This window comes from Streptomyces sp. CB00316, assembly GCF_001905595.1.
Classification (GTDB): domain Bacteria; phylum Actinomycetota; class Actinomycetes; order Streptomycetales; family Streptomycetaceae; genus Streptomyces.
In genome coordinates this window covers 1-24,390 of the sequence record NZ_LIXI01000010.1, presented here as the reverse complement: position 1 = coordinate 24,390, position 24,390 = coordinate 1, and the positions used below count along the sequence as shown (strand labels likewise).

Sequence of the window (24,390 nt, the reverse complement as noted above, 5' to 3'; positions counted from 1 at the left end):
GCGGCCGGCGCGTGCACCTGCCGCAGCGCGGACGAAAGCTGCGCGTAGCCGCCCCGTAACACACCTGCGGTCGAATGCCTGCGGACTGGAAGGCTCCAGTCGACAGTCGGCGAGGGCGACGATGACGGTGCATCAGCATGCGGTGGATGTAGGCACGTTCGCGCACTACCTACGGGAGGTGACGGCACGGCTCGACCCCGGACGCGGGTGGTACCAAGTCTTCACCCGGCGCGACCCGCACGGGATGCGGTCCTGTCTCGACGGGGTGGAGATCCCGCCCTGGGACGTCGTGGAGTCGCTGCTCGCCGACCTGGCCACGGTCCACGGCGCGCACTTCGCCGAGCAGGTCTCGGTACGGGCCGCCGCGCTGTACTCCGCCGCCGCGGCCGCCCATGACCGGCGGCCCGGCGGACGCCAGGAGCTGGTCCACCGGCTGGAGTTGATGATCCGCGAGCAGGGCCGGGCGGCCGAGCGGCTGCGCACGGCCGGGGCGGGGGGCGTGGACCCGGCCGCCCCTGAGGCGCTGGCCTGGGCCCACGACGACCACCGTCGTGCCTCGGCCCGGTGCGCGGAGCTGCGCAAGCGGCTGGCGGCGGTGACGGTTCCGCACCCGTGCGCCGGGGCGGACCCGGAGGGCGGCTCCGGTCCGCGTGGCCCGGGGCGCCGGGGCGCCGAGTGGCCGGCGGGGAGGGCCGGGGAGCATCCGGCGCAGGAGGCCGCGCAGGCGCCGGAGCCCGTACGGGAGCGCGTATCGGAACCCGTTGCGGAGTACGCGCCGGAGTTCGTTGCCGAGCGCGCGCCGGAGTTCGTCGCGGAGCCCGATCCGGCTCCGGAGACCCCTGGGCCCTTCGGGCGGTCCCGGTCCCGCAGGGCCGCTTCCGCTCCCGAGCCCGCACCCAGGCGCAAGAAGCCGCGCGGCGCCCGGTTCGCCGGTCTCGACGTGGACGACGAGGAGGAGACCGCGTACGTCCCCTCGCCCGTTCCCGCCCTGCTCGTACCCCCGCCGGAGGGCGGCTCCGTCCTGCGCGGCGCCCGTTTCGGCGGTGGGCCGGCTCAGGCGGAGGAGGCCCCCGCCCCGGCCGCTCTGCCGGACCCGGGGGCCGGAGAGGCCGTGGCCACCGCCGTCGGGCGGCTGGTCCGGCTGCGGGCGCAGGGGCGCAGCGGTGAGGCCCATGTCGTGCTCTGCGAGGTGGCGGCCTGGCCCGCGCCGCGGCTGCCGGTGCTGGCGGTCGCCCTCTACCGGGCCGGCCTGGCCGCCGACTGGACGACCCTGCTCTGGGAGGCGTCCTCGCTGCCGCCCGCGGGGTTCGCCGCGGCGGCGGGGGCGCTGGCCGCGGCGGGCCGGGACGAGGACTGTGGGCTGCTGCTCCGGCAAGGGGTGGCCAGGCCCGCCGCCGAGGTCGCCGAGGCGGTCCTCGCCCTGGACGGCGCGGGCCGCGAGGGCGAGGCGCGGGCGCTGCTCGGCGCCTTCGTCCGCGTACGTACGCCCCGGGAGGCGGCCGAGATCGCGGGCGGCGGCAATGGCCGTGTCCTGCCGCACCTGCTGGCGGCGGCCCGCGAGGTGTCGGTGGAACGGGAGTGGGACCTGGTCCACGCGCTGCGGGTGGCCGGGGTGCCGGGGGTGTGAGGGTGCTGGGCGTCCGCCGCGAGGGCTCAGAGCACCTCGGAGGTGGTACGCCGACAGGTCGAGCGCCGGTCCTCGATGGCCGCCCAGCGATCCCCCTCCCGGGCCGGCCAGTCGGACACGCCCACGTACACCACCCTGCCCGTGCGTACGAGGTCGTCGAGGGCGCGCATGACCTCCTCGACCGGGGTGCAGCTGTCCCGGGCGTGCACCCGGAGGACATCCGACCGGTCCGTGCGCAGCCGCCCCAGGCTCGCTTCCGCGGACTGCACCAGGGGGTCATGGCGCCGAGCGCGAGCTCGCTGACGCGCAGACCGGTCCTGCCGAAGAGTGTGCAGCGCATGAAGGATCCTTTTCGCTCGACGGATCCCAGGTGACGCCCACAGACGCGAGCAGGCTATGAGCCGGGGCGCACTTCAGGGCAACTCCCCCAGGGTTCCGCGTGACGCGCCGCGTATGCGCGGAGTGATGCGTACCGTGACTGTTGTGGACCGCTCGGGTGCGAAACATGATCGACTCAGCCGGTTCACGGCGATGGTCTTGCCCCGCCGGACAGAGGGGCTTACGTTCTCCATTCATGCACCGATCTACGTGCGTAGAAATCGCGTAGAGGCTCTCTGACGCCGCGTCGAAGGAGCAGCTCATGTCCCACGTCGTACGCGCCGCACTCGTCCAGGCGACCTGGACCGGCGACACCGAATCCATGATCGCCAAGCATGAGGACCATGCGCGCGAGGCCGCCCGGCAGGGGGCGAAGATCATCGGGTTCCAGGAGGTGTTCAACGCCCCCTACTTCTGCCAGGTCCAGGACCCCGAGCACTACCGCTGGGCCGAACCGGTCCCGGCCGGGCCGACCGTCCGCCGGATGCAGGACCTGGCCCGCGAGACCGGCATGGTGGTCGTCGTCCCGGTCTTCGAGGTCGAGCAGTCCGGCTTCTACTACAACACCGCTGCCGTGATCGACGCCGACGGCTCGTACCTCGGCAAGTACCGCAAGCACCACATCCCGCAGGTCAAGGGGTTCTGGGAGAAGTACTACTTCAAGCCCGGGAACGCCGGCTGGCCGGTCTTCGACACCGCCGTCGGCAAGGTCGGCGTCTACATCTGCTACGACCGGCACTTCCCCGAGGGGTGGCGCCAACTCGGACTCAACGGAGCCCAGTTGGTCTACAACCCCTCGGCCACCTCGCGCGGCCTCTCCGGCTACCTCTGGCAGCTGGAGCAGCCCGCGTCCGCCGTCGCCAACGAGTACTTCGTCGCCGCGATCAACCGGGTCGGCCAGGAGGAGTACGGCGACAACGACTTCTACGGCACCAGCTACTTCGTCGACCCGCGCGGCCAGTTCGTCGGCGAGGTCGCCAGCGACAAGGAGGAGGAACTCGTCGTCCGCGACCTGGACTTCGGCCTGATCGACGAGGTCCGCCAGCAGTGGGCCTTCTACCGGGACCGCAGGCCCGACGCCTACGACGGGCTGGTGGAGCCGTGAGCGGGCTGTACGAGCGCCACCTCGCCGTCAGTCCCGAGTGGCTGGCCCTCTACTACCGCCACCCCATCGAACTCACCCATGGCGAGGGCCGGTACGTCTGGGACGCCGACGGCAACCGCTACCTCGACTTCTTCGGCGGCATCCTCACCACCATGACCGCCCACGCCCTGCCCGAGGTCACCAAGGCGATCTCCGAGCAGGCCGGGCGGATCATCCACTCCTCCACGCTCTACCTCAACCGCCCCATGGTGGAGCTGGCCGAGCGGATCGCCACCCTCTCCGGCATCCCCGACGCCCGGGTCTTCTTCACCACGTCGGGCACCGAGGCGAACGACACCGCGCTGCTGCTCGCCACCGCGTACCGCCGGTCCAACCAGATTCTGGCGATGCGCAACAGCTACCACGGCCGCTCCTTCTCGGCCGTCTCCATCACCGGCAACCACGCCTGGTCGCCCACGACCCTCTCCCCGCTCCAGACGCTGTACGTCCACGGCGGCGTCCGAAGCCGTGGCCCGTACGCGGAGTTGAGCGACGAGCGGTTCATCCGGGCGTGCGTCGCCGATCTGGAGGACCTCCTCGGCCACACCCGGGAGGCCGCGGCACTGATCGCGGAACCCATCCAGGGCGTCGGCGGCTTCACCTCGCCGCCCGACGGGCTGTTCGCCGCGTTCCGCGAAGTCCTGGACCGGCACGGCATCCTGTGGATCTCCGACGAGGTGCAGACCGGCTGGGGGCGTACCGGTGAGCACTTCTGGGGCTGGCAGGCGCACGCCGAGCACGGCCCGCCGGACATCCTCACCTTCGCCAAGGGCATCGGCAACGGCATGTCCATCGGCGGAGTCGTCGCCCGCGCGGAGGTGATGAACTGCCTGGACGCCAACTCCATCTCCACGTTCGGTGGTTCACCTGTCACCATGGCGGCCGGCCTCGCCAACCTCTCGTACCACCTGGAGCACGACCTCCAGGGCAACGCGCGGCGCGTGGGCGGGCTCCTCATCGAGCGGCTGCGGGGGATCGCTGCCGGATCGGCCGCCGTACGCGAAGTGCGCGGCCGGGGCCTGATGATCGGCATCGAGCTGGTGAAGCCCGGTACGGAAGAGGCGGATCCGGAGGCGGCCACGGCCGTCCTGGAGGCGGCACGCGCGGGCGGGCTGCTCATCGGTAAGGGCGGCGGCCACAACACCAGCGTGCTGCGGATCGCCCCGCCCCTGACCCTGACCGTCGCCGAGGCGGAGGAGGGCGCGTCGGTCCTCGCCGACGCCCTGCGCGCCGCCGACTGAACACCGTCGAGCCCCGACGGAACGACGTACGAGCGCTCACTGAACACCGTACGAGCGCTCACTCGGCACCCGTACGAGCGCCGACCGAACAGCGTACGGGGGCCCATGTGGAGGGCCCCCGTACCGCCCCAGCGAGGAGGTACCCATGAGCCGCACCGTCATCCGCGGTGGTCTGGTCATCACCGCGTCCGACGAGATCCACGCCGACGTCCTCGTCGAGGGCGGGCGCATCGCCGCACTCGCCGCACACGGCACCGACGCCGCGGAGAGCTGGAACGCCGACCGCAGGATCGACGCCACCGGAAAGTACGTCATCCCGGGCGGTGTCGACGCGCACACGCACATGGAGATGCCGTTCGGCGGCACGTACGCCGCCGACACCTTCGAGACCGGCACCCGGGCCGCCGCCTGGGGTGGGACCACCACCATCGTGGACTTCGCGATCCAGGGCGTGGGGAAGTCCCTGCGCGAAGGGCTCGACACCTGGTACGCGAAGGCCGACGGGAACTGCGCCATCGACTACGCCTTCCACATGATCCTCGCCGATGTGAACCCGTCATCGCTCAAGGAGATGGACCGGCTGGTCGCCGAAGGCGTGACGTCCTTCAAACTGTTCATGGCGTACCCGGGCGTCTTCTACTCCGACGACGGCCAGATCCTGCGGGCCATGCAACAGGCCTCCGGCAACGGCGGGTTGATCATGATGCACGCCGAGAACGGCATCGCCATCGACGTCCTGGTCGAGCAGGCGCTCGCCGCGGGCCGCACCGACCCCCGCTACCACGGAGACGTACGCAAGGTCGCTCTGGAGGCCGAGGCCACCCACCGCGCGATCCAGCTCGCCCGGGTCGCGGGATCACCTCTCTACATCGTCCACGTCTCCGCCGACGAGGCCGTGGGGGAGATCGCCGCCGCCCGCCACAAGGGGCTCCCGGTCTTCGGCGAGACCTGTCCGCAGTACCTGTTCCTCTCCACCGACAACCTCGCCGGGCCCGACTTCGAGGGCGCCAAGTACGTCTGCTCCACCCCGCTGCGCCCCAAGGAGCACCAGGACGCACTGTGGCGGGGCCTGCGGAACAACGAGCTCCAGGTCGTCTCCACCGACCACTGCCCCTTCTGCTTCTCCGGCCAGAAGGAGATGGGCCGTGGCGACTTCTCCAAGATCCCCAACGGGATGCCGGGCGTCGAGCACCGGATGGACCTGCTGCACCAGGCCGTCGTGGACGGGCACATCACCCGCCGCCGCTGGATCGAGATCGCCTGCGCCTCCCCGGCCCGGATGTTCGGCCTCTACCCGAAGAAAGGCACCATCGCCCCGGGTGCCGACGCGGACATCGTCATCTACGACCCGCACGCCGAGCAGACCCTCTCCGCCGAGACACACCACATGAACGTCGACTACTCGGCGTACGAGGGCAAGCGGATCACCGGCCAGGTCGAGACCGTGCTCTCGCGCGGTGAACTCGTCGTCGACGGAAGGAAGTTCACCGGCCGCGCCGGACACGGCATGTACACCCCCCGTGCCACCTGTCAGTACCTCGACTAGGAGATCCCGCATGGACTTCGGACTCGTCCTCCAGACCGACCCGCCCGCCTCCGCCGTCGTCGGCCTGATGCGCCGCGCCGAACGGAACGGCTTCCGCTACGGCTGGACCTTCGACTCGGCGGTGCTCTGGCAGGAGCCGTTCGTCATCTACAGCCGCGTCCTGGAGCACACCGACCGGATGATCGTCGGTCCGATGGTCACCAACCCGGGCACCCGCACCTGGGAGGTCACCGCCTCCACCTTCGCCACCCTCAACGACATGTACGGCAACCGCACGGTGTGCGGGATCGGGCGCGGCGACTCCGCGATGCGGGTCGCGGGCCGCCGGCCCAACACGCTGGCCCGGCTGGGGGAGGCCATCGACGTCATCCGGGACCTCGCGGAGGGCCGGGAGGCCACGGTCGACGGGCAGCCGGTGCAGATCCCGTGGGTGAAGGACGGGCGGCTGCCGGTGTGGATGGCGGCGTACGGGCCCAAGGCCCTCGCGCTGGCCGGGCAGAAGGCCGACGGCTTCATCCTCCAGCTCGCCGACCCCTTCCTCGCCGAGTGGATGATCAAGGCGGTACGGGACGCGGCGTCCGACGCCGGCCGGGACCCGGACTCCCTCACCATCTGCGTCGCCGCCCCCGCCTACGTCGGCGACGACCTCGACCACGCCCGTGAGCAGTGCCGCTGGTTCGGCGGGATGGTCGGCAACCACGTGGCCGACCTGGTCGCCCGCTACGGCGAGCACTCCGGCCTGGTGCCCGAGGCGCTCACCGCGTACATCGCGGGCCGCTCGGGCTACGACTACAGCCACCACGGGCGCACCGGCAACCCGGACACCGCCTTCGTCCCCGACGAGATCGTCGACCGGTTCTGTCTGCTGGGGCCCGCCGAGGCGCACATCGAGAAGCTCCAGGCGCTGCGGGACATGGGCGTCGACCAGTTCGCCGTCTACAACATGCACGACGCCCGTGAGGCGACCATCGACGCGTACGGATCGACGATCATCCCCGCACTGACCGCCTGACCCCCCACAGCCCTGTTCCGCCCCCACCGTTCTGTCCCCCCACCGCTCTGTCCCGCCCCGCCCCGCACGGCACCGCTCCCGAGCGAAGGGCTCAGCCGCCATGACCGCCACCGTGCCACCCACCCCGCCCCCCACCCCGCAGGACGCGATACCCGGCGAGGCCGCCGCGTCCGACCGCGTCGGGCTCGCCCACGGATACGTCCCCGACGACGCCCGCTTCGCCAACGACGACCTGCTGCCCGTCCCCGTGGAGCGGCGCACCTGGACGACGTACAACTTCGCGGCCCTGTGGATCGGGATGGCCCACAACATCCCGTCCTGGCTGCTCGCCTCCGGCCTGGTGGCGCTCGGCATGGACTGGAAACAGGCCGTGTTCACCATCGCGCTCGCCAATGTGATCGTGCTCGCCCCGATGCTGCTCACCGGGCACGCCGGACCCAAGTACGGCATCCCCTTCCCGGTCCTGGCCCGCGCCTCCTTCGGGCTGCGCGGCGCCAACCTCCCCGCCCTGATCCGGGCGGCCGTCGCCTGTGCCTGGTTCGGCATCCAGACCTGGATCGGCGGCGTCGGGATCTTCACCCTGCTCGGCAAGGTCTTCGGCGGCTGGGCGAACGCCGGGGAGATCGGCGGGCAGCCGTGGACGCTCTGGCTCTGCTTCACGCTCTTCTGGGCCCTCGAACTGGCCATCATCTACCGGGGGATGGACGCCCTGCGTCGGTTCGAGAACTGGGCGGCGCCCTTCGTCCTGGTCGGTGCAGTCGCCCTGCTCGTCTGGGTCGCGGTCAAGGCGGGCGGCTTCGGCCCGTTGCTGGACCAGCCGTCCGCGCTCGGCTGGGGCGCCGACTTCTGGCCGGTCTTCTTCCCGTCACTGATGGGCATGATCGCCTTCTGGGCGACGCTCTCCCTCAACATCCCCGACTTCACCCGCTTCGGCGCGGGCCAACGCGCCCAGATCTGGGGCCAGTCGCTCGGTCTGCCGACCACGATGACGTTCTTCGCCCTGCTGTCGGTCTTCGTCACCTCCGGCTCACAGGCGGTGTACGGGGTCGCCATCTGGGACCCGGTCCGGCTCGTCGCCCGAACGGACAACGTCTTCGGGCTCCTCTTCGGCCTGGTCACCGTTCTGATCGCGACGATCTCCGTGAACATCGCGGCGAACGTGGTCTCACCGGCGTACGACCTGGCCAACCTCGCGCCGAGGTTCATCAGCTTCAAGGGCGGGGCGCTGATCACGGGCGTGGTCGGGGTCGTCATCATGCCGTGGAAGCTCACCGAGACGCCCGAGCTGTACATCTTCACCTGGCTGGGGCTGGTCGGCGGGCTGCTCGGTACGGTGGCGGGCATCCTGATCGCCGACTACTGGATCATCCGCCGAACGGTCCTCGACCTGGCTGACCTCTACCGGCCCGGGGGCCGCTACTGGTACCGGGGCGGCTGGAACTGGCGGGCGGTGGCGGCCTTCGCGGTGGGCGGTGTCCTGGCGGTGGGCGGCTCGCACTCGGCTCCGGGCAAGGGACCGTTTTCGGCCGATGGATTGATCCCGTTGCTGAAGCCGCTCGCGGACTACGGCTGGGCGGTCGGGCTGACCTCTTCGCTGGTGCTGTACGTGGTGTTGACGGGACGGGAGAGTCGGGAGCGGGCCTGATGTGGCGGGTCCGCTCCTGTGCGGTGTGTGGGGGCCGGACCCGTAACCGAAGCGCGTGCTCACACCGGCTTGACGCTGCGGCCCAGCAACGCCGTCACATCCACCGTCTCGGACGCCGCCGGAGTCTCGGCGGGCACCGGCCGGTCGAAGCCGGAGAAGCTCACGGTCCCCTCCTCGTCCGCCCCCCGCACGGTGATCCGCACCGGGTACGGCTCGCCCTCGGTGGCCACGTCCACCGTCAGCCGCTCGTCCCCCTGTGTGCGGGTCACCGGGATGACGGGCGCGCCGTTCACCTCGGTCTCCCGGCCCTTCGTCAGCGTGCCGCGCTCGGCGGCGTCGGGGTTGTCCGTGATCAGCTCGCGGAAGGTGTCGAGATCGCACACCTCGGTCACCGTCAGCAGCCGGGGGTCGTCGGCCTTCGCCTTCATGTAGCGGCCGTCGAGGATCGCGTCGAAGGTGGAGCCGCCGATCGGGACGTGGGTCTCCCAGAACGCCCTGTCCGGCTTCAGCCAGACATCGTCGGCGCGCTTCACGATCTCCACGGAACCGTCCTCGCCCATGTCGACCCCGCCCGCGCAGTTGCCCTCCCGGTCGAGCGTCAGGTCGACACTCATCCGGTCTCCGCTCCCGTCGAGATCGCCCCGGGCGCTCACATGCAGGGAGGAGACCCCGAGCAGGGCGTCGCGCGAGCGGTCCGCGATCTGCTCGGCGGTGAGCGAGGCGATGTCGTCGTCAGCCTGCGCGACCGCGCCACCCGTGATGGTGAGAGCGACGGCCGCCGCGCCCGCGGCCGCCCGTGCGGCCCAACGGTGTCCGCTCACGTCGCCTCCTCCAAAAGGCCCCGGTCAGGGCATGCGAACCAGAGTGACCGGCACATTCGAGCGTACGCCGGGAGCGGGGGCGCCGCCCGGCGCGCGTACGGAGAGTGAAGCGCGGCGGTGTTTTCGGCCACGGAGTGTGGGCAGAGCTGCGGCGATCCCGCCCGGGATTCCGTACGGACGCACCACGAAGGTCACGTACGCGCAGGCACTTCCACGAAGGAGAACCATGAACCTGTTCACGGGGACGAGGAGCAAGGGTGGCGCGGCCACGGGAACGCGGTCCCGGTCCGTCCTGCGGATGCTCGCCGTCATGTCGACGGCCGCCGCGCTGGCGGTCCCGGTCACCTCGGCGACCGCGACGCCGGCCGCCGCCCCGGCCGCGATTCCGCCCGGTCTCTCCTGCCACACCGGCAAGCACGCCATCGACGAGTACACGGGCTTCGCGCTCTGTCGCAACAACGGGAGCCGGACGCAGACCTTCTGGGTCCACCTGGTCTGCGGCTGGGCACCGGACGTCGACGGCAACCGCGTCACGGTGAGGCCCGGCGAGTCGGACCAGTCCACCGCGCACTGCGGGAAGATCGGCACGGGCATCGGCGAGATCCACGTCCGCCCGTGACGCCGGGGCCGTAGGCCCGTGACACCGCGGCAGCCGGAGCGGCCGGAGTGGCCGCAACGGTTGAGCGTGCCGCCTCCTCTCGTTACCCTCCAGTAAGTACGTGTGGGCACCGGCCGGGACGACCGGCCGACCCCGCGGCCACGAGGGAGGCGGCACGCCCATGTCCTCAGCGGAGCCCACCGAGCAGACCGGCCCGGCCGTACGGTCGCAACCCGAGCAACCCGAGCACACCCCGCGTCCGGAGCCCGTACCCGGCCTCGCGGAGAGCGCACGCCTGCTCGCCGGCTCCACCACCACCTCCACCGCACTCGTCGCCGACGCCCTCGCCCGGATCGAGGACGCGCAGCCCACCCTCAACGCCTTCCGCCACCTGCGGGCCGAAGCCGCCCTCGCGGAGGCCGCCGAGGCCGACCGCAGGCTCGCGGCGGGGGAGCGGCTGCCGCTGCTCGGCGTCCCGGTCGCGGTCAAGGACGACACCGATGTGGCCGGCTTGCCCACCCACTTCGGCTGCGACGGCGAACGGCCCCCGGCCACCACGGACAGCGAGGCGGTCCGTCGGCTGCGCGCCGCCGGGGCCGTCATCGTCGGCAAGACCAACTCCTGCGAGCTGGGCCAGTGGCCGTTCACCGAGGGCCCCGCCTTCGGCGCCACCCGCAACCCCTGGAACACCGCCCACACCCCTGGCGGCTCCTCCGGCGGATCGGCCGCCGCCGTCGCCGCGGGCCTCGTCCCCGCCGCCCTCGGCTCGGACGGCGCCGGGTCCGTCCGCATCCCCGCCGCCTGGACCCACCTCGTCGGCATCAAGCCCCAGCGCGGCCGCGTCTCCGTCCACCCGCACCACGACGCCTTCCAGGGCCTCACCGTCAACGGCCCGCTCGCGCGTACGGTGGCCGACGCGGCGCTCCTGCTGGACGCGGCCGCCGGCGCCCACCCCGACGACTTCCACCGCCCGCCCGCCGTCCGCGCCGCCGAGGCCGCCCGCCGGGACCCGGGCCGCCTCCGGATCGCCCTCGCCTGGCGCCCCCCGCTCACCCTCACCGGCGCCGGACCCGACCCCGAGGTGCGCCGGGCCGTCGCCGCGCTCGCCGAGACCCTGGCCCGGCTCGGCCACCACGTCGAGGAGGCCCGCCCCCGGTACGGGCTGATCGGCCTCGCCTTCGTGCCCCGCGCCACGGCGGGCATCGCCGAACTCGCCGCCCGCCACCCCGAGCCGGCCCTCCTCGACCCCCGCACCCGCAGCGCCCTGCGGACCGGGACGCGGCTCGGGGGCCGGGTGGTGCGGGCGGCCCGCGCCCGCGAGGTGCGCCAGCACCGCCGCATCGGGGCCCTCTTCGACGCCTCCGGGTACGACGTGCTCGTCACACCGACGACCGCCGCGCCCCCGCCGAATATCGGCACCTTCGACCAGCTCAGCGCTTGGCGCACCGACGTCACGATGGCCGCCGCCTGCCCCTACGCCTGGCCGTGGAACGTCCTCGGCTGGCCCGGCATCAACGTCCCGGCCGGCTTCACCGGCTCCGGCCTCCCCGTCGGGGCCCAGCTGCTCGGCCCCTCCCGCAGCGAGGAGCGCCTGATCGCCCTGGCCGCCCAGTTGGAGGACGACCTGCGGTGGTACGAGCACCGCCCGCCGACCCCGTAACCCGGAGTGATCGAACGCTCGCCGGGACCCGTACGGACTGTGAAGCCGTACGGGGGCCTTGTGGAGCCACGGGCGGTGACGAGATATCTTGATGTCAAGCAATGTTGCAGACGTGGAGCGGAGCACCCGGTGACTGACTCGACCATCATCTATACGCACACCGACGAGGCCCCTGCCCTGGCGACCTATTCGCTCCTGCCCGTCGTCGAGGCCTACGCCTCGACCGCAGGAGTCACGGTGGAGCGCCGTGACATCTCCCTCGCGGGGCGGATCATCGCCGGCTTCCCGGAGCACCTCAAGGCCGAGCAGCGTATCGATGACGCACTCGCCGAGCTCGGCGAGCTGGCCAGGACCCCCGGCGCGAACATCATCAAGCTGCCGAACATCTCGGCGTCGATCCCGCAGCTCAAGGCCGCGATCGCCGAGCTCCAGGAGCAGGGTTACGCGCTCCCGGACTACCCGGACGACCCGCAGACCGACGAGGACAAGGACGTCCGCGCCCGGTACGACAAGGTCAAGGGCAGCGCCGTGAACCCGGTGCTGCGCGAGGGCAACTCCGACCGCCGTGCCCCCGCGTCCGTCAAGAACTACGCCAAGGCCCACCCGCACCGCATGGGCGCCTGGTCGGCCGACTCGAAGACGAACGTCGCCACCATGGGCGTCGACGACTTCCGCTCCACCGAGAAGTCCGCGGTCATCGCCGAGGACGGCTCGCTCCGGATCGAGCTGCACGGCGACGACGGCACCACCACCGTGCTGCGCGAGTCCGTACCCGTCCTCAAGGGCGAGGTCGTCGACGCGGCCGTCATGCGCGTCGCCGCGCTGCGCGAGTTCTTCACCGCGCAGGTCGCCCGCGCCAAGGCGGAGGGCGTGCTGTTCTCCGTACACCTCAAGGCCACCATGATGAAGGTCTCCGACCCGATCATCTTCGGCCACGCGGTCCGCGCCTACTTCCCGAACACCTTCGCCAAGTACGGTGACCAGCTCTCCGCCGCCGGCCTCACCCCGAACGACGGCCTGGGCGGCATCCTCAAGGGCCTCGACTCGCTGCCGAGCGTGGGCGCCGAGATCCAGGCGTCCTTCGAGGCCGAGCTCGCCGAGGGCCCGGCCCTCGCGATGGTCGACTCCGACAAGGGCATCACCAACCTGCACGTCCCCAGCGACGTCATCGTCGACGCCTCCATGCCGGCCATGATCCGCACCTCGGGCCACATGTGGGGCCCGGACGGCAACGAGGCCGACACCATCGCCGTCCTCCCGGACAGCAGCTACGCCGGTGTCTACCAGGTCGTCATCGACGACTGCCGCGCCAACGGCGCCTTCGACCCGGCCACCATGGGCTCGGTGCCCAACGTCGGTCTGATGGCGCAGAAGGCCGAGGAGTACGGCAGCCACGACAAGACCTTCGAGATCCCCGCCACCGGCACCGTGCGCGTCGTCGACACGGACGGAAACGCCGTGCTGGAGCAGGCCGTCGGCGCCGGCGACATCTTCCGGATGTGCCAGACCAAGGACGCGCCGATCCAGGACTGGGTCAAGCTCGCCGTCACCCGCGCCCGCGCGACCGGCAACCCGGCCGTCTTCTGGCTGGACGAGGGCCGTGCCCACGACGCCAACCTGATCGCCAAGGTCACCACGTACCTCGCCGACCACGACACCGACGGCCTGGACATCTCCGTCAAGACGCCGGAGGAGGCCACCGCCTTCTCCCTGGAGCGCATCCGCCGCGGCGAGGACACCATCTCCGTCACCGGCAACGTGCTGCGTGACTACCTCACCGACCTCTTCCCGATCCTGGAGCTCGGCACCAGCGCGAAGATGCTCTCCGTCGTCCCGCTGATGAACGGCGGCGGCCTCTTCGAAACCGGCGCCGGCGGCTCGGCCCCCAAGCACGTCCAGCAGCTCGTCAAGGATAACTACCTCCGCTGGGACAGCCTGGGTGAGTTCCTGGCCCTCGCGGTCAGCTTCGAGCACCTGGCCACCACCACGGACAACGCGCGGGCCCAGGTCCTCGCCGACACCCTGGACCGGGCGACCGGCACGTTCCTCAACGAGGACAAGTCCCCGAGCCGCCGCCTCGGCGGTATCGACAACCGCGGCAGCCACTTCTACCTGGCCCTCTACTGGGCCCAGGAGCTGGCGCAGCAGACCGACGACGCCAAGCTCGCCGAGGCGTTCGCGCCGCTCGCCAAGACCCTGGCCGAGCAGGAGGAGACCATCGTCGCCGAGCTGGTCGCGGTGCAGGGCTCCCCGGCCGAGATCGGCGGCTACTACCAGCCCGACCCGGCCAAGGCCGAGGCGATCATGCGCCCGTCCGCCACGTTCAACAAGGCGATCGCGAGCCTCGCCTGACACCGGGTGAGGGTGGCCGCCTCCACCCTCACCGCGTTCCGCCCCGGTCGGCCCCGTGCCTGCCGGGGCGGTTCGCGTTCTGCCCTTACGCCGGTACGCGCACCCGCCGCAGGCGAACCCCTGAGTTTCACGTGATCGGGTGATCGACCAATCCGCCCGCCCCACGGCTCCGAATGACGACCGTGAGAATCACCCGGACAGCCCTGACCCGCGGAACGCTCGCAGCCCTGAGCGGACTGCTGGCGGGATTCGCCGCCCTGACCGTCGCCGAACTCGTCTCGGCGGCCGTCAGACCCGAGGCGAGCCCCGTGACAGCGGTCGGCGGGGCGGCCATCGACCGGACGCCCGCCGGCGTCAAGGATTTCGCGATCCGGAACTTCGGCGAGAACGACAAGTTCGTCCTGCAGCTGGGCATCGTCGTCACGCTCGCCCTGTTCGCCCTCGCCGTCGGCGTGCTGGCGCTGCGCTTCCGGCGTACGGGCTCCGCCGCTGTCCTGGGCTTCGGTGTGGTCGGCGCCGCCTCGGCCGTCAGCCGCCCCGACTCCACCGGCATCGCCGACGGGCTCCCCTCGCTGGTCGGAGCGGTGGCCGGGGCGGTCCTGCTGTACGTCCTCATCGGCAGGCTCACCCGGCCGCGCCGGATCTCGGGGGAGGAGAAGCAGGAGAACGAGGGCGCCTGGGACCGGCGGGGCTTCCTGATCGCCGCCACCGCCGCGGCCGCCGCCTCCACCGTGGCGGGAGCGGTCGGCCGGACACTCAACCGCCGCGGCGCCCAGGACGCCGTCGCCTCCCGTGAGGCGGCACGGCTCCCCGCCCCGGCCTCGCCCGCCGAGCCGATTCCGGCGGGAGCGCAGCTGAGGGTGCCCGGTCTCCCCCCGTTCACCACCCCCAACAACACGTTCTACCGGGTGGACACCGCCCTGGTGGTCCCCAAGGTCGACGCCAGTACCTGGCGGCTGCGCATCCACGGCAAGGGCGTACGCCGGGACCTGGAGTTCACCTACCAGGACCTGCTGGACCGGCCCCTGATCGAACGTGAGATCACCCTCTGCTGCGTCTCCAACGAGGTCGGCGGCCCCTACATCGGCCACGCCAGATGGATCGGCGTACGCCTGGCCGACCTGCTCAAGGAGGCGGGCGTCAAGCCGCCGTCGCGGGGAGGCAAGGCGGACCAGATCATCGCCCGCTCGGTGGACGGCATGACGCTCGGCACCCCCGTCGAGGACGTCATGGACGGCCGGGACGCGATGCTGGCCGTCGGCATGAACGGCGAACCGCTCCCCTTCGTCCACGGGTTCCCCGCCCGCATGCTCGTCCCCGGTCTCTACGGGTACGTCTCGGCCTGCAAGTGGATCGAGGACATCGAACTCACCACGTTCGACGACTACGACGCGTACTGGGTGAAGCGCAAGTGGGCCCGCAAGGCGCCCATCAAGACCCAGTCCCGCATCGACACCCCCAAGCCCTTCGGGCGTCCCGAGGCCGGCACGGTCATGGTGGCCGGAGTGGCCTGGGCCCAGCACCGCGGGATCGAGAAGGTCGAGATCCGCGTCGACGACGGTCCGTGGCGCCCGGCCCAGCTGGCCGAGCAGGACACCGTCGACACCTGGCGCCAGTGGTCCTACCCGTGGAAGGCAACCCCCGGCGGCCACACCCTCACCGTCCGCGCCACCGACGGCACGGGCGAGGTCCAGACCGAGAAGCGCACCAAGACCGTCCCGGACGGTGCGAGTGGCTGGCACTCCGTCGTGGTCACCGTCGACTGACCTCACCCAACAGGCCACCCAGTAGCAGCACTTCATCCCGTCTCCCCTTACGACCGACTCAGGAGAATTCCATGAACGCCCTTCGCCACCGCCGTGCAGCCGTCGCCGTCGTCGCCGCCGTGATGCTCCCCCTCACGCTGACCGCCTGCTCGGACTCCGGCTCGGACAAGGCCTCCGACAGCTCCTCCGCCGCGGGCTCCACCCCCGAGGAGTCGAAGCCGGCCGCCGGTGACGACGCCACCACGGACAAGCCTTTCGGCCCGGCCTGTGCCGGCGTTCCGAAGGGCGGTGCGGGCAGCTTCGACGGCATGGCCAAAGACCCGGTCGCCACCGCCGCGTCCAACAACCCGGCGCTCTCCACACTGGTCGCCGCCGTGCAGAAGGCCGGTCTGGTCGACACCCTCAACAGTGCGGAGAACATCACGGTGTTCGCCCCGACCAACGACGCCTTCGCCAAAATCCCGAAGGCCGACCTGGACGCGGTCCTCAACGACAAGGCCAAGCTCACCGAGATCCTCACCTACCACGTCGTCGGCGAGAAGCTCACCCCGCAGCAGCTGGAGAGCGGCACGTTCGACACCCTGCAGAAGAGCACGCTGACCACGGCGGGCTCCGGTGAGTCGTACAAGGTCAACGACAGCGCCAACGTGGTCTGCGGCAATGTTCCGACCGCCAACGCCACCGTCTACATCATCGACACGGTGCTGATGCCCAAGTAGCCCGGCCGGCAGCCTCGCTGCCGCGACACACCGCTCCGCTGCGGGAGGGCCGCCATCAACCTCCAAGGCCCTTTTGCAGCGGGGCTTCTACGTTCCTTGGGCGAAGACCCTCCCCAGCGCCTCCTTCAACTGCCCCACCGTCGGAAGGCGGAGGCAGGCGCTGAGGTAGCCGTCCGGGCGTACGACGAACGCCGCGCCCTCCTCGACGCCGTACTGCCGCGCGAACTCGCCCCGGCTGTCGTGGTGATGGGGGACCCCCGCCGCTTCGTCCGGAGCGTCGACGGGCAGGATCCGGCACGTCTCCATTCGGCCCCGGGACAACTCCCTTGCCGCCGCCGCGAGATCGCCGGGCGTGTCACCGGCCGGATGGCTCCCGTACACCAGCAGGACGTGACCGCGCCCGCGCAGCAGGTCGAACAGGCGCACCGGGTACGCGGCGATGTCCCCGGTGAGGCCGCCGCAGTCCGGGGCCCGGTCGCCGGGCCGGAGCGCGGCCTCGTCACCCGGGGGCAGCGGCGTCACGAGCGGGCTCTGCCGGTAGTTGACCAGGAGTTGGGCCTCGCGGAGCAGCAGCGTCTCCGGAGCCGTCGGATCGGCCTGGACGCCCTCGGCGGCATGGCGCACCGTCCGGCCCACCACTTCCTCGCCCACCGGATGCCGTTCGCCGTCGTAGCTCGGCAGCAGGCGCGGGTGGGCCGCGTCCCTGACTGCCAGGGCCAGCTTCCACGCCAGGTTGCAGGCGTCCTGGACCCCGGTGTTCATGCCCTGGGCGCCGGTCGGCGGATGGACGTGCGCCGCGTCCCCGGCGACGAACACCCGGCCCTCCCCGTACCGGTCCACCAGCCGGTGGCTGATCCGGAACACCGAGGACCAGCGCAGTGCGGACGCGGTGACCGGCTCCGGCGCCAGCCGGTCCAGGACCTTCTGGATGTCGGCGAGGGCGGGCGCCGCACCGCCTTCGAGGCCGTGCGAAACTCCGTCGTCACCCGCCCCGTCGCCACCCGCCCCACCGGTGGCCTGCCGCGCGGCCGACAGCTCCGGCGGCACCAGCATCGACATCCGGTAGCGGCCCTGGCCCGGCAGCGGGATGCAGACCAGCAGATCGTCGACCGCGCCGTCCTCCCCGCGGTGCATGGACCGTACCCCGTACCCGGGCGGCAGCCCCCACCCCACCTCCACATCGGCGAGCATGTACTCCTCGGGGAACGCCCCGCCCTCGAAGGTGAGCCCGAGCGCCTTGCGAACCACGCTGTGCGCCCCGTCGCACCCCACCAGGAACCGGGAGCGGACCTCCTCCTCACCGCCGGACGACGACCTCAGTCGGCTGGTCACCCCCACGGGGTCCTGGGCGAACGCCACCAGCTCCGTCGAACGCTCGATCCGGGTGCCGAACCGCCCGAGGAACTCCTCCAGGACGCGTTCGGTCTCGTACTGCGGCAGGGCGGCGAAGCCGTACGGCACATCGGGCGGGAGGACGAGCTCGATCCGGCCCTGCTCGGCCCCGTTCACGTACGTCAGCTGTCCGCGCATCACCACCGCCGCGTCCAGCACGTCCCGCACCAGGCCCATCCGGTCGAAGAGCTCCAGGGTGCGCGGCTGGATGCCCACCGCCTTGGCGTACGGCAGCCGGGCGGGAAGGCGGTCCACGATCCGGCAGGAGACGTCCGAGCGCCGCAGCTCGGCGGCGAGCGTCAGCCCGACCGGGCCGGCGCCCGCGATGAGTACGTCGGTCGATGCACTGCGTGCCACCGGGGCCTCCCGCCGTGGGCCCCCCTGCGTACGGTCCCCTCCATCGTCCTGCCGCCGGCCGACCTCGGCACCCGGAGGGTCAGCTGGGCGCGGGCGGCGGGGTCATCGCCCACCGGATGGTCCGGGTCAGGGCCTTCCCGGCGGGGCGTACGCAGACCTCCTCGACCCCCGGCACCCGGGGCAGCCGCAGCGGCTCCCGGGCCCACGGCGGGAGCGCGGCCACGGCGTTCGCGGCGAGTACGGCGTACGGGGGGCGGGCCGCCCAGGGCAGCGGCGGGTGCAGAAGGACGAAGCGGGCCGCGTCCAGGGCCTCCTGGGTGGCGCGCAGCTCCGGTCGGTAGGCGGCGATCCGTTCGGCCAGCTCCGCCCGGTCGTGCGGCGGGTCGGGGACGCCGAGGGCGTGGGCCACCGTCGCCATGTCGTGGATGTACCCGTCGCATCCGGCGCCGTCCAACGGCCGTGCCCCGTACCGCTGGTGGGCGCGGAGGAAGCTGTCCACCTCGGCGATGTGCACCCAGCACAGGAGGTGCGGGTCGGCCGCGTGGTACGGCTCCCCGGAGGACGCGGTCCCACGCACCCGCTCGTGCACGGACCGTACGCGGTCGACCGCCTCCTGGGCGTGCTCGGCCGTGCCGAACGTGGTCACCGCCAGGAACGTGCTGGTTCGCTGGAGCCGCCCCCACGGATCGCCCTTGAACCCCGAGTGGCCCGCGACCGCGGCCATGGCGAGGGGGTGCAGCGACTGGAGGAGCAGGGCGCGGAGCCCGCCGATGAACATGGACGCGTCCCCGTGCACCCGGCGCACCGGTCGGTCCGGGCCGAACCAGCGCGGGCCGGGCGTGCTGTGGATACGGGCCCGGTTCTCCGGTCCGGAGGGCCCCGCCACCCGGGAGAACAGGCTCCGGCCGAGCCGCTCCCGTAGCCCGGATCCTGGCGCCGCCTTGTCCATGGGTCCCAGTATGCCGGGCGGCGCGTGGGACGGACGGGGCTTCGCTACGGCACCCGGGCCGTCCACTCCGGCGTGGCGAACTTCGTCCGTACGAGCTCCTCGGCGCGCGCCAGCTCGGCGTCGGTCACGCGGCCGTCCGTCAGGCCGTGGCGCTTGCGGAAGGAGTCGATCATCCGCTCGATCACGACCGGGCGGGGCAGGCCGGTCTGCCGGCGCAGCGGGTCGACGCGCTTCTTCGCCGACCGGGTGCCCTTGTCCGACATCTTCTCCTTGCCGATGCGGAGCACCTCCAGCATCTTGTCGGCGTCGATGTCGTACGCCATGGTCACGTGGTGCAGCACGGCCCCCGGCCCGCCGTCCGGCCCCACGACCCGCTTCTGGGCCGCTCCGGCGATCTTGCCGATGTCGGTGGCGATGTCGTTGAGGGGCTGGTACCAGGCCTTGATGCCCATGTCCGCCAGCGCTTCGAGGACCCAGTCGTCCAGGTAGGCGTAGCTGTCGGCGAAGGAGAGCCCGGACACCAGCGACTGCGGGACGGCCAGCGAATAGGTGATGGTGGAACTCGGCTCGGCGAACATGGCGCCACCGCCGGAGATCCGGCGTACGACGTTCACGCCGTGCCGCTCCACACCCGCCGGGTCGACCTCGTTGCGCAGCGACTGGAAGCTGCCGATGATCACGGCGGGGGAGTCCCACTCCCAGACCCGAAGGGTCGGCGGCCGCACCCCAGCCGCGACCTCGGCGGTGATCACCTCGTCCAGTGCCATGTGCAGCGCGGGCGACTGCGGTGCCTCGTGGATCAGCTGCCAGTCGTAGTCGCTCCACTCCGTGGCCTGCGCCAGCGCCCGGCGTACGGATACGGCGACGCCCTCCGCACTCAGCCCGAGCATCACCGTGGAGTCGGGCAGCGCCGCCTCGATCCGGGCCGCGAGCCCGGCGGTGTCGGTGGTGGCCGGGGCGCCCTCCAGCGCCGCGTCGATCGCGAGGATCGCGTCGTCGGGTTCGAGGAAGAAGTCCCCGGCCACGCGGACGTTCCGCAGCGCCCCGCCCTCCACGTCCAGGTCCACCACGACCAGCTTGCCGCCGGGAACCTTGTACTCACCGTGCACAGCGCCGCCTCCAGCTTCGGTACTCCGTTACGGCGGCCGGCTCGAGGGAGCCGGACACCACCGCATACAACGCGCGTCACGGTAGGGATCATCCCCGGACGGCTTCGCACCAGGGCTCCTGACCGCCGAGAACCGAACGCCGGGGCGCAGGTCGAGTGGGGCGAGTGGGGCGTCGGCGATGGCCGCCTCGCCCCGGCTTCCTCCCGGCCCGGGGTGATCGCGCGCACCGCTCCTGGCATGATCGGCCGGCATGAGCGACGCACCACGGCACATCCTCGTCATCGGCGTGGGCGCCGGCGACCCCGACCACCTGACCCTCGCCGCGGTGAAGGCGATGCGCAGGGCGCAGGTCTTCTTCGTGCTCGGCAAGGGGAGGGAGAAGGAGTCCCTGACCCGGCTGCGGCGGGACATCCTGACCGAGCACCTCACCGGCCCCTACCGGGTCGTGGAGGCCGAGGACCCCTGGCGGGACCGTACCCAGGACGACCGGGGGCGCTACACATCGGCGGTGCACGACTGGCGCCACCGCCGCGCCGACATCTGCGAGCGCCTGATCATCGAGGAGCTGGCGCCGGGGGAGACCGGCGCGTTCCTGGTGTGGGGCGACCCGTCCCTGTACGACAGCACCCTCGCGATCCTGGAGGACATCCGGGACCGCGGGACGGTGGAATTCGGCCATGAGGTGATCCCCGGGATCAGCAGCGTGTCCGCGCTCGCCGCCCGCCACCGCACCTCCCTGAACCAGGTCGGCCGCCCCGTCCACATCACCCCCGGCCGACGGCTCGCCGAGGGGTTCCCGGATGACGACGGCGACATCGTGGTGATGCTCGACGGCCATGAGAGCTTCACCCATCTGACGGGCAGAGGGCTGTGGATCTACTGGGGCGCCTACATCGGCACCCCCGACGAGCTCCTGGTCTCCGGACCGCTCGACGAGGTCGCCGAGCGGATCAGCCGGGTGCGCGCCGAGGCCCGGGAGCGTCACGGCTGGATCATGGACACGTATCTTCTGCGCCACCGGCCGGAGGGTACGGACGCCACGGGCGGCGCGGACCGGTCGAGGTAGTGGGCGCCCCCCTTGTGCCCATGGCTCGCACGGCTGAAGGGCCCCGGCCCCCGAGCGGGGGCCCGGACGGGAGGCGGCGGGGCGCGTCGAGGCGCGGGCGGCCGCCGCACCTCGTCGTCGGACCGGCCGGAGGTCAGCTCCGGGACTCGTGCGCCCGGATCACTCCGAGCCCGTGGCCGAGGCTCGGGCATTCGGCGGTCAGGTCGTTCCCCCGCACCAGATAGTTGTGCACGCGCCCGTCGGCGGGCCGCTCGACGGCCCGGTACAGGGTGCCGTTCACGGTGATCGTCCAGTCGTCGCCGTCCTGGGCCCACCCGACTGTCTTCTTCATTAGCGCTTCCCTCGCTCGTCGCCGCCGCGGGTCGGCGGCTGTGTATTGGCAACAAGAACGGCCTGTGGCGCTCAGTGGTTCCGGCTCGTCTACGCCATTTGGTTACATCTGGGTCACCGTGCCACCACGACCTGACCGGAGGTCAGCGAACCGGCGACGAACGGCGGAACAGGGTGAGGAAGGCCGGCGGGCACTGCCTGCCCGGGCCCGGATCGTGCCAGGATGCCGGATCCGGTCCCGGGCAGTGATGCAGGAGCGCCCGCTCCGCGCCCCTGTGCTGACCCTTCGGCGCCACCGGCCGGGTCGGATTGGTGCGCGGACCGTTCCGACGCCTTCTGTCACCCGTTCGGAGGGCGTTCCACGGCGGTTCGGAACGCGCCTGGAGGCCGCGTCTCATATCGCCGGCCGAAGTGTGAACTACGGTGTGCGCCCGGCGGTCGTCCCCTTGAGGTGACCGGTGCAGCTGGTTCGCCCTGTCCGCCAGGCGGGTGCCGTAAGAGGGAACCCGGTGGGAATCCGGGACTGCCCCGCAGCGGTGGGTGGGAACCACCGCCGTCATGCGCACCGGGGCACGCGACCCCGACTCGGTTCGGGGGCAAGCCGGTTCGGAAGTCCGGCCGACCGAGCGCGTTCTTCCTCGGCGGCGGAGTTAGGTTAGCCTAACCAGCGAATCCCGGTTGTGGATCTTGCACTCCGATCGAAGGGCTTCGCCATGGAGCGTGCTCAGGGCCTGCTGTTCGCCGAACTCCCCCTGGGGCGTGCGGTATGAGCGACGGTACGGGAGGAGTGTTCCACGCGGGCGGCGTCCACGGCCCCGGCCACCTGCGCGCCCTGGCCGCGGTCGTCCTGGACACCCTGGAGACCGCCGCCCGGGCCCGGGGCGGACCGTTGCCCGCCGAAGGGCCGGACGAGGTGGCCCGGCGGACCACCGACCTGGATGCCCCGGTGCTGTCCGAGGAGGGCATCGGGGCCGAGGCCGCGCTCGCGGACCTGGTACGGGCGACCGCCGAGGGGGCCGCCGACCCGGCCGACCCCGCGTGCGTCGCCCACCTGTACTGCCCGCCGCTGGCCGTGGCGGCCGCGGCGGAGCTGGCAGGGGCCGCACTCAACCCGTCCATGGACTCCTGGGACCAGGCGCCCGCCGCCGGGGCCGCACTGGGCCGAAGCCGGCGACAGCCCTTCCGCCGCCGACGATACCGGCGCCCCGGCGGCGGAAAGGCTGTCGCCATGACGTTGCCGACGCGCACGAATCCCGTGGGAGGAACCCGATGACGCCCGGACCGCGAACCCCGCCCCTCGATCTGCTGGGGGTGGGCGCAGGACCCTTCAACCTGTCGCTCGCCGCACTGGCCGACGGCGTACCCGGCCTGCGCAGCGCCTTCCACGAACAGCGCACCGCCTTCCACTGGCACCCCGGCCTGCTCATCGAGGGAGCAACCCTCCAAGTCCCCTTCCTGGCGGACCTGGTGAGCCTGGTGGATCCGATCAGCCCCTGGTGCTACCTCAATTACCTCAAGGCGCGGCGCAGGCTCTTCCCGTTCTACTTCGCCGAGCGCTTCCACATCCACCGCTCCGAGTTCGACGACTACCTGCGCTGGGTGAGCACCGAACTGCCCTCCACCCACTTCGGCCACCGCGTCGACGCCATCGCCTGGGATGCGGGGGAGGGCGCGTTCGCCGTCGACTCCACCCGGCTCGGCCCCGACGGCGAGAGCCTCGGGATCGGGCTCACCCACGCCCGTAACCTCGCCCTCGGCGTCGGCACCGCGCCCTACGTCCCCGAGCCGCTGAGGGCCCTGGAGGCGGCCCCCGTCCCCCTTGTCCTGCACTCCGCCGACTACCTCGCCCAGCGGGACCGGCTGCTCGCCGCCCGGCACGTCACCGTCGTCGGCTCGGGGCAGTCGGGCGCCGAAGTCCTGCTGGACCTGCTGCGGTTGAGGCCCGAGGGCACGGAGGGGCTCACCTGGCTCGCCCGTACCCCCGCCTTCGCGCCCATGGAGTACAGCAAGATCGGCCTGGAGCAGTTCACCCCGGACTACACGCGCTACTTCCACGGGCTCCCGCAGGCCACCCGGGACCGGCTGCTGCCCGGCCAGTGGCAGCTCTACAAGGGGGTCAGCGGGGACACCCTCGGGGACATCCACGACGAGCTCTACCGGCGCAGCCTCGGCGGCGGCTGGCCCGACGTGACCCTCACGCCCGGCATCGAGGTCACCGGCGCCACCGTCGCGGGGAGCGGCCGCATCGAACTGGCCGTGGAGCACGGCCAGCAGGAGGCCCGGGGCAGACTGACCACGGACGCGGTGGTCCTCGCCACCGGGTACCGGGAGCGCCCCGTCGATGCGCTGCTCTCCGCCCTGGACCCCTACATCGTCCGCGACGACGCCGGGCGCCCGCAGGTCGACGAGGCCCAACGGCTGGTCCTCGCACCGGAGATCGAGGGCTCTGTCTTCGTGCAGAACGCGGAACGGCATACGCACGGGGTCGGCGCCCCCGACCTGGGCCTGGCCGCCTGGCGCTCCGCCGTCATCATCAACGCGCTGACGGGCAAGGAGACGTACCCGCTGCCGGACCGGACCGCCTTCACCACGTTCGGACTTGGTGCGGACGACCGGGCCGGGGTGCCGGGCCGCATAGCCGAAGAGCGGCGGTGATACGGCGCTGGGCCGCGCGGTGG

At 72.1% G+C, this 24,390-nt stretch carries 18 protein-coding genes, 2 pseudogenes and 1 riboswitch; of the genes and pseudogenes, 14 read left to right on the top strand and 6 right to left on the bottom strand.

Features of this window, described 5'->3' with window-relative positions:
- Positions 1–121: 121 nt before the first annotated feature.
- Positions 122–1,627 carry a hypothetical protein gene (locus AMK21_RS25490; protein WP_073881522.1) on the top strand — a complete coding sequence of 502 codons (1,506 nt, stop codon included), beginning with the start codon at positions 122–124 and terminating at the stop codon, positions 1,625–1,627.
- Between the two features lie 95 nt (positions 1,628–1,722).
- On the opposite strand, the pseudogene AMK21_RS33860 reads toward AMK21_RS25490, so the two are convergent.
- Positions 1,723–1,899 (bottom strand): annotated as a pseudogene (locus AMK21_RS33860) (aldo/keto reductase); the annotation flags it as partial.
- A gap of 368 nt (positions 1,900–2,267) precedes the next feature.
- On the opposite strand from AMK21_RS33860, the gene AMK21_RS25480 reads away from it, so the two are divergent.
- The 5 genes from AMK21_RS25480 to AMK21_RS25460 all read left to right on the top strand — a co-directional run bounded on the left by AMK21_RS25480 (position 2,268) and on the right by AMK21_RS25460 (position 8,593).
- A complete protein-coding gene (locus tag AMK21_RS25480) occupies positions 2,268–3,110 on the top strand; it encodes a nitrilase-related carbon-nitrogen hydrolase (RefSeq protein ID WP_073881521.1) in 843 nt (280 codons plus the stop codon).
- The gene (locus AMK21_RS25475; RefSeq protein WP_073881520.1) at positions 3,107–4,390 is read left to right on the top strand and encodes an aspartate aminotransferase family protein; all 1,284 of its coding nucleotides are present in this window, start codon (positions 3,107–3,109) and stop codon (positions 4,388–4,390) included. Before AMK21_RS25480 ends, AMK21_RS25475 begins: the two co-directional genes overlap by 4 nt.
- Positions 4,391–4,535: 145 nt before the next feature.
- Positions 4,536–5,936 (top strand): dihydropyrimidinase, encoded by a 1,401-nt coding sequence (gene hydA / locus AMK21_RS25470; RefSeq protein ID WP_073881519.1) that lies wholly within the window; start codon positions 4,536–4,538, stop codon positions 5,934–5,936.
- 10 nt (positions 5,937–5,946) lie between these two features.
- Positions 5,947–6,948: a TIGR03842 family LLM class F420-dependent oxidoreductase gene (locus AMK21_RS25465; RefSeq protein ID WP_073881517.1), complete on the top strand. Its 1,002-nt coding sequence runs from the start codon at positions 5,947–5,949 to the stop codon at positions 6,946–6,948.
- Positions 6,949–7,048: 100 nt separating this feature from the next.
- Positions 7,049–8,593, top strand: a complete 1,545-nt coding sequence (locus AMK21_RS25460) for an NCS1 family nucleobase:cation symporter-1 (RefSeq protein ID WP_073881516.1) — start codon at positions 7,049–7,051, stop codon at positions 8,591–8,593.
- Positions 8,594–8,652: 59 nt separating this feature from the next.
- Here the strand turns inward: AMK21_RS25460 and AMK21_RS25455 are convergent, their stop codons facing one another.
- Positions 8,653–9,414 carry a hypothetical protein gene (locus AMK21_RS25455; RefSeq protein WP_073881515.1) on the bottom strand — a complete coding sequence of 254 codons (762 nt, stop codon included), beginning with the start codon at positions 9,412–9,414 and terminating at the stop codon, positions 8,653–8,655.
- Positions 9,415–9,640: 226 nt separating this feature from the next.
- Here AMK21_RS25455 and AMK21_RS25450 point away from each other — a divergent pair, with 226 nt between their 5' ends.
- The 5 genes from AMK21_RS25450 to AMK21_RS25430 all read left to right on the top strand — a co-directional run bounded on the left by AMK21_RS25450 (position 9,641) and on the right by AMK21_RS25430 (position 16,509).
- Positions 9,641–10,033 carry a hypothetical protein gene (locus AMK21_RS25450; RefSeq protein WP_073881514.1) on the top strand — a complete coding sequence of 131 codons (393 nt, stop codon included), beginning with the start codon at positions 9,641–9,643 and terminating at the stop codon, positions 10,031–10,033.
- 160 nt (positions 10,034–10,193) lie between these two features.
- Entirely contained in the window at positions 10,194–11,672 is a 1,479-nt protein-coding gene (locus AMK21_RS25445) for an amidase (protein ID WP_073881513.1), read from the top strand.
- 129 nt (positions 11,673–11,801) lie between these two features.
- On the top strand, positions 11,802–14,024 hold the full coding sequence (locus AMK21_RS25440; RefSeq protein WP_073881512.1) for an NADP-dependent isocitrate dehydrogenase: 2,223 nt from the start codon (positions 11,802–11,804) through the stop codon (positions 14,022–14,024).
- 173 nt (positions 14,025–14,197) lie between these two features.
- On the top strand, positions 14,198–15,790 hold the full coding sequence (locus AMK21_RS25435) for a molybdopterin-dependent oxidoreductase (protein WP_073881511.1): 1,593 nt from the start codon (positions 14,198–14,200) through the stop codon (positions 15,788–15,790).
- A 71-nt stretch (positions 15,791–15,861) separates the two neighbouring features.
- Entirely contained in the window at positions 15,862–16,509 is a 648-nt protein-coding gene (locus AMK21_RS25430; protein WP_073881510.1) for a fasciclin domain-containing protein, read from the top strand.
- 87 nt (positions 16,510–16,596) lie between these two features.
- On the opposite strand, the gene AMK21_RS25425 is transcribed toward AMK21_RS25430, so the two are convergent.
- The 3 genes from AMK21_RS25425 to AMK21_RS25415 all read right to left on the bottom strand — a co-directional run bounded on the left by AMK21_RS25425 (position 16,597) and on the right by AMK21_RS25415 (position 20,316).
- Complete coding sequence (locus tag AMK21_RS25425) at positions 16,597–18,258, bottom strand: FAD-dependent monooxygenase (protein WP_073881509.1); 1,662 nt, start codon at positions 18,256–18,258, stop codon at positions 16,597–16,599.
- Positions 18,259–18,337: 79 nt separating this feature from the next.
- Positions 18,338–19,207, bottom strand: a complete 870-nt coding sequence (locus AMK21_RS25420; protein WP_073881770.1) for an oxygenase MpaB family protein — start codon at positions 19,205–19,207, stop codon at positions 18,338–18,340.
- A 44-nt stretch (positions 19,208–19,251) separates the two neighbouring features.
- Positions 19,252–20,316, bottom strand: coding sequence for a lipoate--protein ligase family protein (locus AMK21_RS25415; protein ID WP_073881508.1), 1,065 nt, complete (start codon positions 20,314–20,316; stop codon positions 19,252–19,254).
- Between the two features lie 250 nt (positions 20,317–20,566).
- On the opposite strand from AMK21_RS25415, the gene cobF reads away from it, so the two are divergent.
- The gene (gene cobF, locus AMK21_RS25410) at positions 20,567–21,382 is read left to right on the top strand and encodes a precorrin-6A synthase (deacetylating) (RefSeq protein ID WP_073881507.1); all 816 of its coding nucleotides are present in this window, start codon (positions 20,567–20,569) and stop codon (positions 21,380–21,382) included.
- A 133-nt stretch (positions 21,383–21,515) separates the two neighbouring features.
- Here cobF and AMK21_RS25405 read toward each other — a convergent pair whose 3' ends face one another.
- Positions 21,516–21,713, bottom strand: a complete 198-nt coding sequence (locus tag AMK21_RS25405) for a hypothetical protein (RefSeq protein ID WP_073881506.1) — start codon at positions 21,711–21,713, stop codon at positions 21,516–21,518.
- Positions 21,714–22,207: 494 nt separating this feature from the next.
- Positions 22,208–22,337: riboswitch (cobalamin riboswitch) on the top strand.
- Positions 22,338–22,478: 141 nt separating this feature from the next.
- Between AMK21_RS25405 and AMK21_RS25400 the strand changes: the two are divergent.
- Together AMK21_RS25400 and AMK21_RS25395 are read left to right on the top strand one after the other, a co-directional pair.
- A pseudogene (locus tag AMK21_RS25400) lies at positions 22,479–22,862 on the top strand (aspartate aminotransferase family protein); the annotation flags it as partial.
- Between the two features lie 119 nt (positions 22,863–22,981).
- The gene (locus AMK21_RS25395) at positions 22,982–24,367 is read left to right on the top strand and encodes a lysine N(6)-hydroxylase/L-ornithine N(5)-oxygenase family protein (RefSeq protein ID WP_073881505.1); all 1,386 of its coding nucleotides are present in this window, start codon (positions 22,982–22,984) and stop codon (positions 24,365–24,367) included.
- Positions 24,368–24,390 lie beyond the last annotated feature (23 nt).

What these genes read in the sequence shown, in the direction of transcription:
- AMK21_RS25395 (WP_073881505.1), top strand. Translation starts at nt 22,982, where the DNA reads ATGACGCCCGGACCGCGAACCCCGCCCCTCGATCTGCTGGGGGTGGGC.
- AMK21_RS25460 (WP_073881516.1), top strand. Translation starts at nt 7,049, where the DNA reads ATGACCGCCACCGTGCCACCCACCCCGCCCCCCACCCCGCAGGACGCG.
- AMK21_RS25465 (WP_073881517.1), top strand. Translation starts at nt 5,947, where the DNA reads ATGGACTTCGGACTCGTCCTCCAGACCGACCCGCCCGCCTCCGCCGTC.
- cobF (WP_073881507.1), top strand. Translation starts at nt 20,567, where the DNA reads ATGAGCGACGCACCACGGCACATCCTCGTCATCGGCGTGGGCGCCGGC.
- AMK21_RS25430 (WP_073881510.1), top strand. Translation starts at nt 15,862, where the DNA reads ATGAACGCCCTTCGCCACCGCCGTGCAGCCGTCGCCGTCGTCGCCGCC.
- AMK21_RS25480 (WP_073881521.1), top strand. Translation starts at nt 2,268, where the DNA reads ATGTCCCACGTCGTACGCGCCGCACTCGTCCAGGCGACCTGGACCGGC.
- AMK21_RS25405 (WP_073881506.1), bottom strand. Translation starts at nt 21,713, where the DNA reads ATGAAGAAGACAGTCGGGTGGGCCCAGGACGGCGACGACTGGACGATC.
- hydA (WP_073881519.1), top strand. Translation starts at nt 4,536, where the DNA reads ATGAGCCGCACCGTCATCCGCGGTGGTCTGGTCATCACCGCGTCCGAC.
- AMK21_RS25490 (WP_073881522.1), top strand. Translation starts at nt 122, where the DNA reads ATGACGGTGCATCAGCATGCGGTGGATGTAGGCACGTTCGCGCACTAC.
- AMK21_RS25450 (WP_073881514.1), top strand. Translation starts at nt 9,641, where the DNA reads ATGAACCTGTTCACGGGGACGAGGAGCAAGGGTGGCGCGGCCACGGGA.
- AMK21_RS25435 (WP_073881511.1), top strand. Translation starts at nt 14,198, where the DNA reads ATGACGACCGTGAGAATCACCCGGACAGCCCTGACCCGCGGAACGCTC.
- AMK21_RS25445 (WP_073881513.1), top strand. Translation starts at nt 10,194, where the DNA reads ATGTCCTCAGCGGAGCCCACCGAGCAGACCGGCCCGGCCGTACGGTCG.
- AMK21_RS25420 (WP_073881770.1), bottom strand. Translation starts at nt 19,207, where the DNA reads ATGGACAAGGCGGCGCCAGGATCCGGGCTACGGGAGCGGCTCGGCCGG.